General features: G+C 27.3%; 20 protein-coding genes and 5 tRNA genes. 9 read left to right on the top strand and 16 right to left on the bottom strand.

What is annotated here, in order from left to right; genetic code table 11:
• Positions 1 to 72: 72 nt before the first annotated feature.
• Positions 73 to 462 (bottom strand): TraQ conjugal transfer family protein, encoded by a 390-nt coding sequence (locus I1A51_RS10490; RefSeq protein ID WP_196893660.1) that lies wholly within the window; start codon positions 460 to 462, stop codon positions 73 to 75.
• A gap of 151 nt (positions 463 to 613) precedes the next feature.
• On the opposite strand from I1A51_RS10490, the gene I1A51_RS10485 reads away from it, so the two are divergent.
• Together I1A51_RS10485 and I1A51_RS10480 are read left to right on the top strand one after the other, a co-directional pair.
• Complete coding sequence (locus I1A51_RS10485) at positions 614 to 1027, top strand: hypothetical protein (protein ID WP_196893658.1); 414 nt, start codon at positions 614 to 616, stop codon at positions 1025 to 1027.
• 46 nt (positions 1028 to 1073) lie between these two features.
• The gene (locus tag I1A51_RS10480) at positions 1074 to 1478 is read left to right on the top strand and encodes a hypothetical protein (RefSeq protein WP_196893656.1); all 405 of its coding nucleotides are present in this window, start codon (positions 1074 to 1076) and stop codon (positions 1476 to 1478) included.
• Here I1A51_RS10480 and I1A51_RS10475 read toward each other — a convergent pair.
• Positions 1475 to 1915: a GNAT family N-acetyltransferase gene (locus tag I1A51_RS10475; RefSeq protein WP_196893654.1), complete on the bottom strand. Its 441-nt coding sequence runs from the start codon at positions 1913 to 1915 to the stop codon at positions 1475 to 1477. The genes I1A51_RS10480 and I1A51_RS10475 overlap by 4 nt on opposite strands.
• A 234-nt stretch (positions 1916 to 2149) precedes the next feature.
• Between I1A51_RS10475 and I1A51_RS10470 the strand changes: the two genes are divergently transcribed.
• From I1A51_RS10470 to I1A51_RS10450, 5 genes are all read left to right on the top strand, one after another.
• Positions 2150 to 2222 (top strand) — tRNA-Gly (locus I1A51_RS10470).
• 58 nt (positions 2223 to 2280) lie between these two features.
• Positions 2281 to 2353: transfer RNA gene (locus tag I1A51_RS10465), tRNA-Gly, on the top strand.
• 46 nt (positions 2354 to 2399) lie between these two features.
• A tRNA-Gly gene (locus I1A51_RS10460) sits at positions 2400 to 2472 on the top strand.
• Between the two features lie 44 nt (positions 2473 to 2516).
• A tRNA-Gly gene (locus I1A51_RS10455) sits at positions 2517 to 2589 on the top strand.
• 46 nt (positions 2590 to 2635) lie between these two features.
• A tRNA-Gly gene (locus I1A51_RS10450) sits at positions 2636 to 2708 on the top strand.
• A gap of 43 nt (positions 2709 to 2751) precedes the next feature.
• Here the strand turns inward: I1A51_RS10450 and I1A51_RS10445 are convergent.
• From I1A51_RS10445 to I1A51_RS10430, 4 genes are all read right to left on the bottom strand, one after another.
• Positions 2752 to 3231, bottom strand: coding sequence for a GNAT family N-acetyltransferase (locus I1A51_RS10445; RefSeq protein WP_196893653.1), 480 nt, complete (start codon positions 3229 to 3231; stop codon positions 2752 to 2754).
• 63 nt (positions 3232 to 3294) lie between these two features.
• Positions 3295 to 4542, bottom strand: a complete 1248-nt coding sequence (locus tag I1A51_RS10440; protein ID WP_196893651.1) for a hypothetical protein — start codon at positions 4540 to 4542, stop codon at positions 3295 to 3297.
• Positions 4543 to 4545: 3 nt separating this feature from the next.
• A complete protein-coding gene (locus I1A51_RS10435) occupies positions 4546 to 5076 on the bottom strand; it encodes a DUF1697 domain-containing protein (protein WP_196893649.1) in 531 nt (176 codons plus the stop codon).
• Between the two features lie 106 nt (positions 5077 to 5182).
• Positions 5183 to 5686 carry an FKBP-type peptidyl-prolyl cis-trans isomerase gene (locus I1A51_RS10430; RefSeq protein ID WP_196893647.1) on the bottom strand — a complete coding sequence of 168 codons (504 nt, stop codon included), beginning with the start codon at positions 5684 to 5686 and terminating at the stop codon, positions 5183 to 5185.
• Positions 5687 to 5967: 281 nt separating this feature from the next.
• On the opposite strand from I1A51_RS10430, the gene I1A51_RS10425 reads away from it, so the two are divergent.
• On the top strand, positions 5968 to 6276 hold the full coding sequence (locus I1A51_RS10425) for a DUF6787 family protein (RefSeq protein WP_196893645.1): 309 nt from the start codon (positions 5968 to 5970) through the stop codon (positions 6274 to 6276).
• Here I1A51_RS10425 and I1A51_RS10420 read toward each other — a convergent pair.
• From I1A51_RS10420 to I1A51_RS10385, 8 genes are all read right to left on the bottom strand, one after another.
• The gene (locus I1A51_RS10420; protein ID WP_196893643.1) at positions 6273 to 6857 is read right to left on the bottom strand and encodes a hypothetical protein; all 585 of its coding nucleotides are present in this window, start codon (positions 6855 to 6857) and stop codon (positions 6273 to 6275) included. The genes I1A51_RS10425 and I1A51_RS10420 overlap by 4 nt on opposite strands.
• Positions 6858 to 6948: 91 nt before the next feature.
• The gene (locus tag I1A51_RS10415; protein ID WP_196893641.1) at positions 6949 to 7821 is read right to left on the bottom strand and encodes an ABC transporter ATP-binding protein; all 873 of its coding nucleotides are present in this window, start codon (positions 7819 to 7821) and stop codon (positions 6949 to 6951) included.
• Positions 7818 to 8492 carry a molybdate ABC transporter permease subunit gene (gene modB / locus I1A51_RS10410; RefSeq protein WP_196893639.1) on the bottom strand — a complete coding sequence of 225 codons (675 nt, stop codon included), beginning with the start codon at positions 8490 to 8492 and terminating at the stop codon, positions 7818 to 7820. Before modB ends, I1A51_RS10415 begins: the two co-directional genes overlap by 4 nt.
• Complete coding sequence (locus I1A51_RS10405; protein ID WP_196893631.1) at positions 8485 to 8883, bottom strand: TOBE domain-containing protein; 399 nt, start codon at positions 8881 to 8883, stop codon at positions 8485 to 8487. The genes modB and I1A51_RS10405 overlap by 8 nt, the downstream gene beginning before the upstream one ends.
• Before the next feature lie 8 nt (positions 8884 to 8891).
• The gene (modA, locus tag I1A51_RS10400) at positions 8892 to 9641 is read right to left on the bottom strand and encodes a molybdate ABC transporter substrate-binding protein (RefSeq protein ID WP_196893629.1); all 750 of its coding nucleotides are present in this window, start codon (positions 9639 to 9641) and stop codon (positions 8892 to 8894) included.
• Between the two features lie 62 nt (positions 9642 to 9703).
• A complete protein-coding gene (locus tag I1A51_RS10395; protein WP_196893628.1) occupies positions 9704 to 9994 on the bottom strand; it encodes a chaperone modulator CbpM in 291 nt (96 codons plus the stop codon).
• Positions 9991 to 10917 (bottom strand): DnaJ C-terminal domain-containing protein, encoded by a 927-nt coding sequence (locus I1A51_RS10390; protein ID WP_196893626.1) that lies wholly within the window; start codon positions 10915 to 10917, stop codon positions 9991 to 9993. The genes I1A51_RS10395 and I1A51_RS10390 overlap by 4 nt, the downstream gene beginning before the upstream one ends.
• A gap of 88 nt (positions 10918 to 11005) precedes the next feature.
• The gene (locus I1A51_RS10385) at positions 11006 to 11785 is read right to left on the bottom strand and encodes a hypothetical protein (RefSeq protein WP_196893624.1); all 780 of its coding nucleotides are present in this window, start codon (positions 11783 to 11785) and stop codon (positions 11006 to 11008) included.
• A 235-nt stretch (positions 11786 to 12020) separates the two neighbouring features.
• Between I1A51_RS10385 and I1A51_RS10380 the strand changes: the two genes are divergently transcribed.
• Positions 12021 to 13952, top strand: a complete 1932-nt coding sequence (locus I1A51_RS10380; protein ID WP_196893622.1) for an LTA synthase family protein — start codon at positions 12021 to 12023, stop codon at positions 13950 to 13952.
• Positions 13953 to 13990: 38 nt separating this feature from the next.
• Here the strand turns inward: I1A51_RS10380 and I1A51_RS10375 are convergent, their stop codons facing one another.
• Both I1A51_RS10375 and I1A51_RS10370 read right to left on the bottom strand, forming a co-directional pair.
• Positions 13991 to 14755 (bottom strand): hypothetical protein, encoded by a 765-nt coding sequence (locus I1A51_RS10375; protein WP_196893620.1) that lies wholly within the window; start codon positions 14753 to 14755, stop codon positions 13991 to 13993.
• Between the two features lie 40 nt (positions 14756 to 14795).
• Positions 14796 to 16328, bottom strand: coding sequence for a DHA2 family efflux MFS transporter permease subunit (locus I1A51_RS10370; RefSeq protein WP_196893618.1), 1533 nt, complete (start codon positions 16326 to 16328; stop codon positions 14796 to 14798).
• Between the last annotated feature and the right edge of the window lie 4 nt (positions 16329 to 16332).

The raw sequence follows: 16332 nt of genomic DNA, 5'->3' as shown, positions 1-16332 counted from the left end.
AATTACCTAAGCAAACTTATTTCTTTCTTTAAAATAAATTTTCTTTTTCGAAACGGAAAGAACAAAAGTAATTTATTCTGCAATCACATCATAAAAAATCTCAAATTCTCTACTTGAATTGTTATTATGAATCGTAAAATTTAAATAATTTGCTCCAAGTTGTGTTGGTGTGAAAATAAAAGCGCTCGTCAATCTTTCTGTCTCAAATTCATCTCCAGGCTGCAATTCATCTCCATCTTTTATTCGAACTTGCCCTGCTCCATTTAACTGATACGAATAATAATAAACCGAATCAATTGAATTCTCAACAGGTATAATTAAAACTTCAATTTCTGTGTCTGTATTCACAATAATGTTTTGATAATAACTTGCTGTAATGGAGAAATTCGGATTTTCATCATCACTATTACAACTCATTAAAAACAAAACACTTAAAACCAAATAAATCATATACTTTCTCATATTCTACTTCTTTTTATTTGTTTTATTAAATTACTATTTCTCTTACTCTTTTTAGTTAAAAAAAATATAAGTAATTACTCCGACATTATTTGGCTAAGTGACTTTTTATCTTTGAATTATAAATAAAAACAACAATTCAAATTAGAAAATTATGAAAGTACAATTTGGTTTTCACGAAGAAGAAATGGTTTACAACTGCTCTTCTACTTTATTCAACAAAAAAGAAATTGTAAATAATAAATATTTGAAAGCAACTTTTATTTTATCAGAAGATGAAAGAGAAATGTATAAATTATTTAAAAATTTCCTTCGAGATCTTCCTGTAGTAACTTTTGAAGATTATATTTGCCAGAAAAAAATGTTTGGAAGCAAACTTTTGCTAGATACTAAAATTGTTTTATTCGAAGATATTTTAGAAAATAATCAAATTGAAGTTTTATATCAAAGCTTTGATGAAATATTTGAAAAAAGACAAGAAATCCTTAAAAACTTAGAAATTATCAACTCAAAATTGGAAGTTCTTGTAAGTATCAACAATAAAGAAATCTTAGATTTAGCAGGATAATTTTGTATCTTTCAAAAATTAACTAACTTATTTTCAATTAATTACTATGAAAATTCAATTTCAATTAGACAAGCTACATAAAGTAGTGAAAGTCACCTATAAAAAAGAACAACCGTTTCTCTATTATATGTTGACTGCTTATATTTTCTTCACCGAAGAAGAAATTACAATTTTAAATAAATATGCAGACGAACTTTCTGGTTTGCCAATTATTGATTTTAAAGAACAATTTTATACAAAGCCAACAATTTTCAAAGATGCTGAAATCGAAGAAGAAGAAATTCAAATCATTTTATTTGATTTACTTTCAAGAAACGATTTTACAATTCCGTGCAATTCTTTAGAAGAAGCTTTGAATAAAAAAGAAAAAATCAAAAATCAAATCAAAAAAATAAGTGATAAATTAAAATCACTTATTAGTTTAGACAAAAAGGAAATCATAAAATTCTAAAGTTGAATAACCATGGTTTTATGGTTTCCTACAAACTTCACATCGTATACTTCCCCAAATTCTTTAAATCCTATTTTTTTATAAAAGTCAATTGCATGTTCTCTTGCTTTTAACCAAATTTGTGAAATCCCTTTTTTAAGTAATTCTTCTAAAGCACTCTCTAATAAAATTTTTCCTATCCCTTTTCCCTGACATTCTTTCGAAATTGCCATTGCTCTTAATTGATATGTTATTTCTTCATTAGCAAAAAATTCATGCTCTTTTTTAATTGCAGTTACAATTCCAACTAATTCTTCCTCTAAATAAATAGCAAAATGAAAAGTTGTTTTCACATCATCTTCAATAAATTTATGAGGTAAAGGAATATTTTTTCTTAAAATTTCTAATCGTAAAGGGTAAGTTTTTTCTGCTTTTACTTCTTCAATTCTTGTTTTCATGTTCTAAAAATAATGTAGGGAGCAAAATTCCTTTTTTTCAACTTAAAAAAATAATTTTTTTCGATTTTTTTATTTTAAACTTCACTTCAAATAATAGTTTCTTAATGAATATTTTACATTGAATTTACTTCATTAATTCATACAATTTCTGCCAATTTTTTTCATTATTTTTTAATTTTACCCTTGAAAACACTTGCAAATTAAGAATCTTGTTGTATATTTGCATCGCTTTAAGCGGGAGTAGCTCAGTTGGTAGAGCGTCAGCCTTCCAAGCTGAATGTCGCCGGTTCGAACCCGGTCTCCCGCTCTAAAATATTTTTTAAAAACATCGTTCTTTTTTTATTGAAAAGTTTTAAAGAAATTATGCGGGAGTAGCTCAGTTGGTAGAGCGTCAGCCTTCCAAGCTGAATGTCGCCGGTTCGAACCCGGTCTCCCGCTCTAATTTTTTTTAAAGACTTTATTTATTAAATAATTAAAATTAATTGCGGGAGTAGCTCAGTTGGTAGAGCGTCAGCCTTCCAAGCTGAATGTCGCCGGTTCGAACCCGGTCTCCCGCTCTAATTTTTTGAATCTTTATTTATTAAATAACAAAAATTATAATGCGGGAGTAGCTCAGTTGGTAGAGCGTCAGCCTTCCAAGCTGAATGTCGCCGGTTCGAACCCGGTCTCCCGCTCGATTTTTTTTAAAACTTTATTTATTGTAAATAAGTAAAATTATTTGCGGGAGTAGCTCAGTTGGTAGAGCGTCAGCCTTCCAAGCTGAATGTCGCCGGTTCGAACCCGGTCTCCCGCTCAAAAGAAAAGCTTAATCATTATTGATTAAGCTTTTTTTATTTCTATAAGTTTTTTGTCATTGTCAAATGTCTGGTGTGATAGCCAATTCTTTCATAATATCGCTTTGCATGTACATTATCTTCAAACACATTTAATTGTATTTTATCAATATCATTTTTTTTAGCAATATCTTCTACTTTATTCATTAAAATTTTAGCAATTCCTTTTTTTCGATGTTTTGCATCTACATAAATATATTTGATAGAACACAAATCTAAATGATCTTGTTGCAGATTAAAAACTAAAACACCAGCAATATTTTCGGGATTTTTAACTTCAACAGCGGTTAATACTTGTAAATCTCCCATGGACTCAATTTTTTTTAAATGTTTTAATCCTGCCAAAGTAATACTTTCTGCTTCTGTTTCTGACCAACCAAAATTTGAGATTAAACGACAAATTTGTTCTTCTGAAACTAAATCTATAAAGCGTTCTCTATCCTCTTTATCCATCTCTTCATTTAAAACTACTTTATATCTCATATCTAATAAATTTAATTCGTTATCTATTAAATTTACGAAATATTCAGTTTTTATAAAAAGAACTTATTTTTCATAACTCAATAAATCTTGAATACAACTCACAGATTCATAAGATCTTCCCCAGAAAGTTCCGTGTGCTCTGAATCCGATAAAAAATATTTTATCAACAGATCCAAGTGTTTTAATATCATAAACATCAAAGAATAAATTTGTAGGAACAATACTAAAATCAAAAATTAAATTTTCTAATTGTGCTGGCTTTAATTCTTCTTTTGGTTGTAAACATTTATTATCAGTTCTAAAATTAGAAGAAAAAACGTCTGCTTGACAGAAAACATTTTGCCAAATGACATTTTTCATCACATCAGATTCATTCCTATTTGAAAAATAATTTGGATAATATTGTTTAATAAAATCATATGGACAACCAATCGTAACGATTTTAGAAACATTTTTTTGAATTGTTTTTAATGGCACTCTTTTATATGGAAAAATTAGATCCAATAAAACAATCGAACCAAAACTATAACTATGAAGCTCTAAAGTTGTACTTTCTTTATTTTCGTCCACTTTACTAATTAGAGTTTCTAATTTTCCGATGATTTCTAATTTATTTTTCCCATAACTTAAATAATGATCCACACAAAGATATTTACTTGACATCTGTGTTAATTTTTCATGCATTGTTGGAAAGAAAACCAACATAATGGTTGTCATGGAAACAATAATTTCTGAAACTCTTTTTAAAGCTTCAATAAATTTAGAATCTTCACCTAAAAAACGTAAAGTAAAAGTATCTTCTGAAAAAGCATTTAAAATCTTAGGAATCAATTCAATTACAACACCAATAATTGCAGGAATCATTAAAATTCCAAACAATGTAAGCATTGAAAAAATGATTAACATAAAGAAAACTTGAAGCTTCTTATCTAAAGATAAACTTGTTCTTCTAAAGGAAAAAACAGAAGAAATCAATCTCCAAAAACGAATACTTAAGGTGCTAAATAATAAAAAAGCTTGTACAAATATTTTTTTATTATTGAAATGTGCTGTCAATTCTTCATTGTAATTATATCCGATAATTTCAATCACTTTTTTATGACCAGTTTCTTCTAAAAACTCTGAAATAACAGCTCTTTTTGCATTATAATTATGTGCGTCACCATAAGATAAATCTTCATATTCTACAGAATATTTTTTATTTGTATTATCATTAATTTTTTCCATTGAAGCCATGTATCTTTTTACATAAGCTTCCAGAGAATTTTGTTCGTCTTGACCTAATCCTGGTAAATAAATTATTGATTTCATCTTTTAGTTTACGCTTAATTCTTGAAGTTTTAAAATAGTTTTCCAGTTTCTTGTAGTTGCTTCTACTTTTAATTTTTGTTCAATGAAATTATTATTCAATTTAGATTTTCCTATTCCGCTTGGTGTTTCAAAATAAATCTGTGTTTTCTGAATTTTCCAAGTTTCATCTTTAAATTCAATATTTTCAAGAGATTCTAAAGAAGTTTTAGATGGTAATTTATTTAAAAAAGCAACAAAGTATTTACTTCCATTTTCAATTTCATCTGTATTTTCAGAAATAAGTTTATTCCATTCGTCAATTTCAAAAACAAATGTTTTCACTTCAAAATCATATTTTTCTTGAATACTATTTTGAATTTCATATTTTATATTTTCTTTATTTTCAGTAGAATTTAGAATAATATTTCCACTTTGAATATAGGTTTTACAATCTTTAAAACCTTTTTCTTCAAGAAGAATTTTCAAATCTTTCATCGCAATCTTTCTGTGTCCTCCAACATTGATTCCTCTTAATAAGACAATGTATTTTTTCATTTTCAATTTATTTTCATCAAATTTTCCTTTTTCAATGATACAAAAAAAAGTGGTTTAAATTAAAGCTAATTCAAACCACTTTTTAAAAACTATTTTTTTAGAAAAATTAGTGTTGCGGAGTATTTGGTCCGTGCGCGTGTCCGTGCTCTAATTCTTCACTAGTTGCTTCTCTTACTTCTTCTACTTTTCCAACAAAATATAAATCTTGATCAGCTAATGGGTGATTTAAATCCATTGTCACAGTAGCATCATTGATTGAAACTACTTTTGCAGGAAGTACATTTCCATTTTTATCTTGAAGTGGTAAAATTGCTCCAACAACTAATTGCTCGATAATTTGTCCTTCATGCATAAACATGTCTTTTGCTAATTCAATAACAGCATCGTCTCTTCTAGTTCCGTATGCATTTTCAGATTTAATTCCGAAAGCAAACTCATCACCAGCATTTAAATCTTGTACGTTTTTCTCAAACTCAGGAATCATTTGTTGAACTCCAGTTAAGAAAACTAAAGGATTTTTACCTTCTGTAGTTTCGATTAATTCTCCTTCAGCGTTGTCTTTAAACAACTTATAATTTACTGTTATTACTTTTTTTGTGTTATCACTCATAATTTTGATTTTAAACAAAGGTACGTTTAAAATATTAGTTTTTAAGTTCAATTAAAATTAAATTTCTAAACACTTTAAGTTCAAAATTTTATTCCAAAAAATGCTTTTATTTTTAAAATAACTTTACTTAAATTTTCACTTTTTTCTGTCTATTTTTTCTTTATTTTAAAAATCTAAAACAGAGGTACGCAAAAAATCTATCAAATTTTGCGCATTTTTTTTCAATTTTATTTATAATCTTTTTAGTAAAAATTTATATTTGCAAAATATTTAAAACAGAGATGGAAAAACTGAAAGAACGCTGGGGTATAAAATCGAATTGGCAAATTTTATTGATTATGTGTGCATTTGCTGTTAACGGAACTTTAGCCGTTAGACTTGCAAATCCTGTAACAAATTTCTTTGGATTATACAGAGGAGAAACAAATCCTTTTATCTATTGGCCATTCCGAATTTTATTAATTTTCCCAATCTATCAATTTACACTTGTATTTGTTGGAGCACTTTTTGGGCAGTTTCAATTTTTCTGGAATATGGAAAAAAAGATGCTAAAAAGAATTGGTTTTAAACGTTTTTTTAAAGAAGATTAATCTTTTTTAAACTTCGCCATACAACTCCAATTTCCAACATTTCCGAAATAATCTGATTTTTCAATCCAACCTTGGTGTGTGAAATTCATATCGATAACTTTATCTTTTATAGAAAAAGTATTTGGAAAATTTTTATTCACTTCAAAGAAATCATACACTTCTGCTTCTGTTTTACTAGAAGTTCCTCCATAAAGAATATAGTTTGATAAAGGATTGTGTTTTAAATTATCTTTTACATTTTGCTTTAAATCTAAAGTTGGATTGTCTGGATTTGTATGATCTAAAATTAATAACATTTCTCCACCATATACTTGTTTTTGTCCCCAAGCATTTAAAATTCCTGACATTAAATTTGAAATTACATAAGTTGCAGTAACTGTATCTTTTGTTTTTGGATTAATTGTAAAATCTTTTAATTCCAATTTCATGTGTGTATCATAGCTTGGTAACGAATCAATTCCTTCCACCAAATATTCTGTTCCTGTTGGTGATCCAACAAAATCATGTGGTTTAAAAACCTCTTTTTTTCCACAAGAAAATAACAAAACAGAACTCACTAAAACATAAATTGCTTTCTTCATAATATCGTTTTTTTATATTCTATTTAAATTACAAAATATTCTTTTTTAAAATTCAAATAAAATCAAAAAACAACAGAATTAATTAAGGTGATTAACCAATTTTTTTAATCAAAGGATGAAATGCTTTTGTTGCAACCATTACAGTATCTCCCACAGAAAATTTTTCTTGCGAATTTTCGGAAATTACACGAACAATTTCATTTCCAATTAATATGGTGATAATTTGTAAAAAAGATTGTTCTTCTACTTTTAAAATTTCTCCAACAAACTGAAATTTTCCACTTATTTTTGAGTTTGAAAAAATTTCAATTGGTTTTCCTGATTTTAATACTTTTCCATCTTCAATAACAAAAATTTTATTTGCCATTTTTACAATTTCTGAAACATCATGACTAACTAAAATAGTTGTCAATTCATATTTTTGATGAAGTTTTTGAAGATAATCTTGCAATTTTTTTCGCATTTCAAAATCCAAAGCAGAAAGTGGTTCATCCAAAAGTAAAATTTTAGGTTTTTGCACTAAAGCCCTAGCCAAAGCAACTCTTTGTTTTTGCCCTCCAGATAAAGTGGATGGATAATTATGTAAAAAAGGTTCAATTTCCATAATTGAAACCAATTCTTCAATAATAGAATTTTTCTGTCTTTTTGGTAAAGCAAATTTCAAGTTTTCAAGAACTGTCATATTTGGAAACAATGCAAAATCTTGAAAAACCATTCCTACTTCTCTTTTTTGTGGTTTTAAATTAATTTTTTGTTTTGACGAATACCACTGCGAATTATCCACAGAAATTTCACCTTCATCTGGAGAAAGTAATCCAGCAATCATTCGTAAAATCGAAGTTTTCCCCACACCAGATTTTCCATATAAAACCACAAAATCTTTGGATTGAATTTCCAATTGAATATCCAATAAAATATCTTGACTAGCAGATTGTAATTTTTTCTCTATTTGCAAATGAATCATCCTACAATTTTATTTAAATATTTTCCATTTATTAGATATACAAAAAGTAAAATCAGAAAAGTAATTGCAAATAAAATAAAAGAATAGGTATTTGCAACATCATATTGAAGCGCTTCTACTTCGTCATAAATCATGATTGAGGCAACTTTCGTTTCTTTAGGAATATTTCCTCCAATCATCAACACAACACCAAATTCCCCAATTGTATGTGCAAAAGTTAAAATAATCCCTGTCAACAAAGATGCTTTTATAAAAGGAAGTTGAATTTTAAAAAGTGTTTGTAATTTTGATTTTTTCAATAAATATGAAGCTTCTATGATAGAATTTGGAATTGTTTTTAATCCAGATTGAATTGGATGAACCATAAACGGAAAGCTATAAATTATCGATCCTAAAACCAATCCTTCAAAAGAAAAAACAAATTGTAAATGGAATGTTTCTTTCAACCATAAACTAAATGCATTTGTAGGGCTAAAAACAAGCAATAAATAGAATCCGATAACTGTCGGAGGTAAAACTAATGGCATGCTGATAATTGCTTCTATAATCGGTTTTATTTTCGATTTTGAAAAGGCTAACCAATAAGCAATTGGAATTGCAATGAAAAATAGAATTATCGTTGTTACAAAAGCTAATTTAAACGTTAAAAAAAGTGGATTCCAATCAATCATAAGACAACATTATTTCGTTAGAATTTATCATTGCAAAAACAGATTCTTTTGTTTTTAAATTCATTTTTTCTAAACTTTTTGAAGAAATAATTGCATGAACTTCTCCAAAAGAAGAAATCAAAATCACTTTGCTTAGAAGTTTTTCTTTTTCTATAGATTTTGTCGTGCAAGAAAAACAATTTTCAAGTGAAATTTCCATTGGATTTTTACTTAAAATAACTTCGGTTTCTTTCCACATACAAGTTACTTTTTTTCCTAAAACAATATTTTTTGAAGTTGTTGAATTATCTACAATTAAAACATGGAAAATTACAGAAGAAACTTCGATTTCTAACATCGATAAATTTCCATCTGATTCTATATTTTTTATATTTCCTTGAAAACTATTCATCTTTTGTTTTAAATATTATAACCATTTTTTTTCAAAATCTCTTTTGCTTTTTTAGAGCTTAAAAATTGGTAAAATTGTTTTGCCTCTTTTGCTTGATTTCCTTTTAAAACTACAACTGTTTGCTCAATTGGTTTATATAAATTTTCAGGAATAATGAAACTATTTCCTATTTCTTTTTTATTTGGAATTTTAAGTGTAGAATTAGAAGTAAATCCAATTGTTGCTGCTTTTGTATCAATAAATTGATTTGTTTGCGCGATACTTTCTCCATAAACCAATTTATCTTTTAATTCTGAAAATAAATGCAGTTTTTTTAAAACTTCTTTCGCAGCTTCACCATAGGGAGCTGTTTTTGGATTTGCAAGCGCGATTTTCTGAATTTGCGGATTTTTCAAAATCTCTAAACTTGGTTGAATCTTTTCATACTTTGTCCAAAGAATTAATTTTCCAAAAGCAAAACTTTGAATATCACCAATAATTTTATTCTCTTTCTTTAATGTTTCAGGATATTTTCGATTTGCAGAAATAAAAATTCCATAAGGAGCTCCAGAACTAATTTGCGCAGTTAATTTTCCAGAAGAACTGATTGTATATTGTAAAGGAATATTTGTTTCTTTAGAAAATTCTTCTCCAATTTCTTTTATTGCATATTGCATATTTGCAGCAACAGCAATTATTAATTCCTTTTTCTCTAATTTCGAATTACAGCTAGTTAAAATCAAAAAAACTGTAAAAATCAAAAGTATTTTTTTCTGCATTTATCTCTATTTTAAAAGCAAATGTATTGGATTTTTTACAATAAAAACCGAACATTCGTCATTTACTCATATAAACGCAATTTTGCTTCAAGACGATTAATTTTATCTCGTAATTCTTTATGTTTTTTTTGGAGGTGAAGAATTGCATCAATTCCTGCGACATTAATTCCTAAATCATTATGTAAACGAATCATTTTTTCTAAATCACTAAACGATTCTATGTCTAAATATTTCTTTTTTTGTTTTGAAACTATGGTGATTAATTCAAATTCAACTAAAGAATTTACAAAATCTGGTTCTACTTTATAAATTGTACAAACCTTTTCTATGGTGATTAACTTATCTTCTGTCATGACACTTTTTGTTTAGAAAGTTCTGTAAATAATTCTTTTTCTTTGGCAGTTAATTTTGTTGGAATTTCCACTTGGAAAGTCACAAATAAATCACCAAAAACTCCTTTTTGCTTGTATTTTGGAAAACCTTTTCCACGAACACGAACTTTCATATTGTTTTGTGTTCCTTCTTTTACTTTAAGCTTAATTTTCCCTGAAATTGTGCTAACAATCGTTTCTCCACCAAGAACAGCAGTGTATAAATCGATTTTTTTATCAATATAAATATCAGAACCTACCCTTTTAAAATTCGGATTAGAAAGAATATGAAAAGTAATATATAAATCTCCTTTTGGACCACCATTCATTCCAGGACCGCCATGACCAGAAATTTTAATTATTTGTCCATCTTCAACTCCAGCAGGAATTGTAAATCGAATTTTCTTTCCATTTACTTCCACAACTTGTTTATGTTCCTCATAAACATCATTGTCAGTCAATTGTAAAGTTGCATGAAAATCTTCTCCTTTATATTTTACATTTTGTTGCTGAAAACCTCCTCTTCCACGAGTTCTTCCGCCTCCAGCTCCACCGAACATTGCTTCAAAAAAATCGGAAAAATCGCCACCTTCAAAATTGGAACTAAAATGTGAATATTGTTGTCCTCCACTTTGTTGTCCTTGCTGTTGTCTTCTTTGAGCTTCCTCAAAAATATCAGAATGTTCCCAATCTTTTCCGTATTTATCGTATTTCTTTCTTTTTTCAGGATCTCCTAACACTTCATTTGCTTCATTTAATTGCTGAAACTTTTTCTGTGCTTCTGCATCATCAGAATTTAAATCTGGATGCAATTTTCTGGCAAGTTTTCGGTATGCTTTTTTAATATCTTTCTGCGTTGCATTTTTATCTACACCCAAAACTTTATAATAATCAATATAATCCACTGAGAAATATTTTTAAGTTAAAAACTAGAAATCAATGAATTATAAATTACAATTTTATCAAGTATTTTAAAAATATTTTTTCAGAATATTAGAAGTAAATAATTTCTCTTTCAACAATTTCTTGTGGAACATTATTTTTATAAATTACTTTTTGCGTCCAATTGAAGTTTTTATCGTATTTGTATACATAAGAAATCTGATCCACTAAATAGAATTTATCAAGCTTTTTCTCTTTTTTGATTTTATAATTTCCTTTTTTAATCAAATTTCCTTTTTTATCATATTCATAGGTCGTTTTTTCTAATTGTAAATCTTTTTTATCTGCAAAATAATTTTCTACAATAACATTTCCATAAGCATCATTTTCATATGTTTTAAAAGAAAGTACGTTTGCATCATTTTTATATAATGTTTCTGATTTCAACATCCCTTTTTTATTGTAGACATAAACTATTCGAAATTTCATATTTCCAATTTCATCTACAACAGTGTACATATTCACTTTATCAGTTGCATCATAATGATAAATCATTTTTCCAAACAAGCTTCCATTCGGATTATAGCGATTCATTGAAACACATTTTCCTCTTGTATTAAATTCAAAAATGTACTTTTTTTCTAATTCTCCTGTAGAAGTAAATTCATTTTTTTCTTTTAATTGTCCATAAAAATTAAAAACATAAAATTCTGTTTTAAGTAAATTTCTCTTGACAATCACACCAAAATTTTCTGTTGCTTTATATTTACTTTCTTTAACAGATTTTACTTTTCCAACCAATTTCATTTCCTCAAGACTTGATGGATAATCTTCTTGAGCAAAAGCAATTAATGAACAAAAAACAATCAATAATTGTATAATATTTTTCATGAAATAATGTCTTCTAGTTTTGTTTGAAAATAGTATTTACTTTCTTTTAAAATTCAAATATACTTGATGATTTTCAAATTGAAGAATCTACAATATTTTTTTATTTCTCACAGTTCGATTTTATAAAACTTAAGAAACTTACTTAAAAAATATATTTACTATGAAATTTTAGTAATTTTGCCCCTCCAAATACAATTTTAATATTACCTAAAAATCAATTTAATATTAATAAAAAATGAATCTTTTTATTAAATCAACCCTAAAACTTGCCAAGTATTTTTTATTCTTGGTTGGAATTACTTTCGCTATGCGATTCACTTTTCTACTTCGATTTGGAGATTTTAGTTTATTTAAAACCAATTTTTTAGATATTTTACATGCATTTCAAGTTGGATTTTTATTCGACACACAAACGTTACTTTATATTTTAAGTCCACTTCTTTTGTTCTTTAGTTTTGCTGGATTTGTAACTTTTGAAAAAAGAGAAAAATTCATTGATAAATTCAGTCGAATTTACTTAGGAATTTTTATTCCAGTTTTGGTTTTTCTTCTGATTTGTGATCATCAATTTTATAGTTTTTTCCAAGAACATTTAAACCTTCTAGCTTTTGGAATTTTAGAAGATGATACAATTGCGGTTTTGACAAGTATGTGGACAGATCATCCTGTGCTTCGAATTTTATTGACAATTCTGATTTTTGTTTTAATTAATAACAAAGTTTTACAAAGTATTTTTCACAATTTTAATACGACAAAAGAATATGAAAAAAAAATACAATATGCTTTTCCTGTTTTATTAATTGTTTTTGTGTTTCTTGGATTTAGAGGTTCGATTAAAGAATTTCCTTTACAAGAAAGAAGTGCTTCTGTTTCTAAAAATAGTTTTATCAATAAAATTCCACTTCATGGAGTTTATACTTTGATGAAAGCAGCTGGAGAAAAAGATGATGAACGAATTAAAATCGATGAAAAAGATTTTTTAATTCAAAAAGGATATCAAACTCTAGAAGAAGTTTATGCTGCTAAGAAAAATTTAGATATTCCAACAAAGATTTCAAAACAAGATATTTTCTTTAATAAAACGGAAAAAAACACTTTTCTTGAAGAGAATAAGCCCAATGTGATTTTCTTTTTAATGGAAGGAATGAGTAATCATTATTTAAGTTTTGAAAATGAAAATTTAAATTTAACTGGAGCTTTAAAAAAGCATTTAGAAGAAGATATTTTATTTCAGAATTTTTTACCAGCACAAAACGGAACGATTTACAGTATTGAATGTATTGCTTTTAATGTGGTGCAACCTCCAATTACCTCAACATCGCAGCGATTTAAAACTTATGAATCTTCCATTGCTTATCCTTTTAAACAAGCAAATTATACTACAAAATATATTTCTGGAGGTTCGATTGGTTGGAGAAGTTTGGATGATATGTTAATTAGAAATTATTTTGATGTTGCATATGGAAAATCTGGAATTTTAGAAAATGTAAAAGATGCAGAAGAAAATGATACTTGGGGAGTTCATGATCAATATCTTTTTGATGATGTGTTTTTAAATTTAGAAAAAACATCAGTGCCTCAATTCATTTTTGCGCAAACAATGACAAATCATACACCATATGAAATGCCAGATGATTATCAACCGTTTTCTTTAGAATTAAATAATGAAATTAGAAATTTGGTAAATAAACCTGAAGATGAAACAAAGCTTTGTTTTAAAGCATATCAGTATGCAAATCATCAATTAGGATTGTTTTTAGACAAATTAAAAAAATCAAAATACGCAGAAAATACAATTGTCATTGCAACTGGAGATCACAATATGAAAAACCTTATCAATTATGATTTATTGAATGATCCATTGAAGAAATTGGGAGTTCCGTTGTATATGTATATTCCAGAAAAATATAAAGAAAATTTGACGATAAATACAGAAAGATTTGGTTCACACAAAGATATGTTTCCAACTATTTTTAATTTATGTCTGTCAGATGTAGAATATTTTGATGCAGGAAATAATTTATTTACAAAAGATTCTACAACACTTTTTTATGGTAAAAATGAAAATTTAGTTTTACATGGGAAAGCAACAGAAAAAGAGAACGTTTTAAAACATAAAAAAGCCGAAGAAACTTTGATTGAATATTACTTTAACGAAAGATATTAATAAAGAAAAACTCCTTCAATTTGAGGGAGTTTTTTTTATTAATAATATTCAAACACAAAATTTACTGAATTTCCTGAATGGTAATTTCTAGTTTCTGAAATTACATAATTATGATTATTAATAACAATATTAGAACTTTCATAAGAATCATCTGACAATTCATTTGAAATATCATATAATTTTTCTATTTCTATATTCCTATCACTTGATTTTAAAACATCTTTTGTAAAAGAAGCATCATAAAACGGATTTATATAAACGCCATTCGTAACTTCTTGATGTACATTCGTCATTTGATTTTGAGTTATATAAGAAATAAGAGAGCAGTTTTCATCCAAATATTGATTTTCTGTTGTATATAAAACAGTATCATCTTGATTATAAACTGTAGATTCTACTATTCCACAATTTACATTAGCATTCAAATTGAAATATATATATTCTTCTAATTCATCAACTCCTTCTCCATTTTTAATAAATAATTCTTGCTTTACTAAATTGGAATTTTCAAATGTTACAACAATTTTTTCTGTATAATTTTCTTTTCCATTTTTATACGCAATTGCTTTTCCTTCTTCATATTCATAAAGATAAAACTCTGCTGTTACACCAAAATTATAGCATTCTTTCACTCGATTATCTGTATAATACGTAAAAGAACTTTTTAATTCTCCATTTTCATAAACACTTTTTAAATATAATTTTCCTGGATTTATAATTTCTTCGATTCCATTATCACTTGAACAAGAAATTAGATTTATAACCAAGAAATAAAGAAGTATTTTTAAATAATTATTTTTCATTTTGTTATTATTTAAAGTTTTTATCATTACGTATCAACTATTAAGTTTTCTGTTTTTTTAATAAGAAAATAAATGGAATAATAATTAACGCTCCAATTCCGATATACATAAATGCGTCCATAAAACTTTGCAATTCTGCATGTAAATACATTTCTTCATGTAAAAGTTTTGTCGCTTTTTGTTTTGCATCTAAAAGTGTATATCCTTTTTGAAAGAAAAAAGAAGTTTGTGTATCTAACCAATTTTGCAATTTGTAAGAACTTCTATCTAAATGTGAAATTAATTCTCCTTCATGAACAATACTTCTAGACATGATATAATTGGTAATAATTGCAATTCCAAAAGAACCTCCAATTTGTCTTGCCATATTACTCAATCCAGCAGCTTGTGTAACATCTTTTCCTTTAAAACCTTGTAATGGAATGATGGTTAAAGGAACAAAAACCAATCCTAAACCTATTCCTCGAAGCACCAAAGGCCAAAGTAAACTATGTGGATTTACTTCTCTCGCAATATTTGTATACATCGTATAAGTAAATAAGAAAAAAACAAAAAGTCCAACAGACATTAGCAATTTGACAGAAATTTTTGTGGTTAAATGTCCTGTAATTGGCATCATCATTCCTGCGACAAAAGCTCCTGGAATTAATAAAATTCCTGTTTGTGTAGCTGTGTAACCCAAAGCTTGTTCAGCTAAAACAGGATACACTAAAACAGAACTAAATAAACAAAAACCCAGAAGAAATGTCATTAGTGTACTTATTCCAACATTTCTAAAGCGAAGAATTCGTAAATCTACAACTGGATCTTTTAGTTTGAATTGTCTTATGGTAAAAATTAAAATTCCTAAAAAAGCTAAAATGGCAGAGTTTCGAATAAATGCAGAATTAAACCAATCATCCTGTTGTCCTTTTTCCAAAACTAATTGTAAACAACCCAAACCAAGAACTAATAATAAAAAACTAATCCAATCAATTTTTTTCTTTTTTCTATTTGGATCAAAATCACTTTGATTTGGAATATATAGAAAAGATAAAAACACCGCTAAAACTCCAATTGGAACATTGATAAAGAAAATCCAGTTCCAAGAAAGATGATCTACTAAATATCCTCCAATTGTTGGACCTAAAGTCGGTCCCATTACAATTCCTAATCCGAAAATTCCATTTGCTAAACCAATTTCTTCTTTTGGAAATGTATCTACCAAGGTAGATTGTGAAGTGGTTAATAAAGCTCCGCCTGCCAAACCTTGAAAAAAACGAAAAATTACCAATTCCCATAAAGAAGTTGAAAATCCACAGAAAAAACTACATAGAGTAAAAATTAAAACAGAAGTAATAAAATATGGTCTTCTTCCAAATTGTTCCGTAAACCAGCCTGTAAGAGGAATCATAATAACATTTCCAATAGCATAAGAAGCAATCACCCAAGTGACTTCGCTTAAAGTTGCTCCTACACCACCCATAATTTCATATAAAGCGACATTTACAATAGAAATATCAATAAGTTCAATTACTGAACACATCACTACCGTAAAAGTTATAATCCATTTATGTTTTGCTACAGAAGCCAAATTT

Source organism: Aureivirga marina (genome assembly GCF_015767265.1).
GTDB classification, from domain to species: Bacteria; Bacteroidota; Bacteroidia; order Flavobacteriales; family Flavobacteriaceae; genus Aureivirga; species Aureivirga marina.
The sequence above is the reverse complement of the archived record's forward strand: the minus strand, read 5'-3'. Positions and strand labels throughout refer to the sequence as shown.

Excerpts from the sequence above, each read along its gene's own strand:
- I1A51_RS10490 (WP_196893660.1), bottom strand. The coding sequence starts at position 462 with ATGAGAAAGTATATGATTTATTTGGTTTTAAGTGTTTTGTTTTTAATG.
- I1A51_RS10485 (WP_196893658.1), top strand. The coding sequence starts at position 614 with ATGAAAGTACAATTTGGTTTTCACGAAGAAGAAATGGTTTACAACTGC.
- I1A51_RS10480 (WP_196893656.1), top strand. The coding sequence starts at position 1,074 with ATGAAAATTCAATTTCAATTAGACAAGCTACATAAAGTAGTGAAAGTC.
- I1A51_RS10475 (WP_196893654.1), bottom strand. The coding sequence starts at position 1,915 with ATGAAAACAAGAATTGAAGAAGTAAAAGCAGAAAAAACTTACCCTTTA.
- I1A51_RS10445 (WP_196893653.1), bottom strand. The coding sequence starts at position 3,231 with ATGAGATATAAAGTAGTTTTAAATGAAGAGATGGATAAAGAGGATAGA.
- I1A51_RS10440 (WP_196893651.1), bottom strand. The coding sequence starts at position 4,542 with ATGAAATCAATAATTTATTTACCAGGATTAGGTCAAGACGAACAAAAT.
- I1A51_RS10435 (WP_196893649.1), bottom strand. The coding sequence starts at position 5,076 with ATGAAAAAATACATTGTCTTATTAAGAGGAATCAATGTTGGAGGACAC.
- I1A51_RS10430 (WP_196893647.1), bottom strand. The coding sequence starts at position 5,686 with ATGAGTGATAACACAAAAAAAGTAATAACAGTAAATTATAAGTTGTTT.
- I1A51_RS10425 (WP_196893645.1), top strand. The coding sequence starts at position 5,968 with ATGGAAAAACTGAAAGAACGCTGGGGTATAAAATCGAATTGGCAAATT.
- I1A51_RS10420 (WP_196893643.1), bottom strand. The coding sequence starts at position 6,857 with ATGAAGAAAGCAATTTATGTTTTAGTGAGTTCTGTTTTGTTATTTTCT.
- I1A51_RS10415 (WP_196893641.1), bottom strand. The coding sequence starts at position 7,821 with ATGATTCATTTGCAAATAGAGAAAAAATTACAATCTGCTAGTCAAGAT.
- modB (WP_196893639.1), bottom strand. The coding sequence starts at position 8,492 with ATGATTGATTGGAATCCACTTTTTTTAACGTTTAAATTAGCTTTTGTA.
- I1A51_RS10405 (WP_196893631.1), bottom strand. The coding sequence starts at position 8,883 with ATGAATAGTTTTCAAGGAAATATAAAAAATATAGAATCAGATGGAAAT.
- modA (WP_196893629.1), bottom strand. The coding sequence starts at position 9,641 with ATGCAGAAAAAAATACTTTTGATTTTTACAGTTTTTTTGATTTTAACT.
- I1A51_RS10395 (WP_196893628.1), bottom strand. The coding sequence starts at position 9,994 with ATGACAGAAGATAAGTTAATCACCATAGAAAAGGTTTGTACAATTTAT.
- I1A51_RS10385 (WP_196893624.1), bottom strand. The coding sequence starts at position 11,785 with ATGAAAAATATTATACAATTATTGATTGTTTTTTGTTCATTAATTGCT.
- I1A51_RS10380 (WP_196893622.1), top strand. The coding sequence starts at position 12,021 with ATGAATCTTTTTATTAAATCAACCCTAAAACTTGCCAAGTATTTTTTA.
- I1A51_RS10375 (WP_196893620.1), bottom strand. The coding sequence starts at position 14,755 with ATGAAAAATAATTATTTAAAAATACTTCTTTATTTCTTGGTTATAAAT.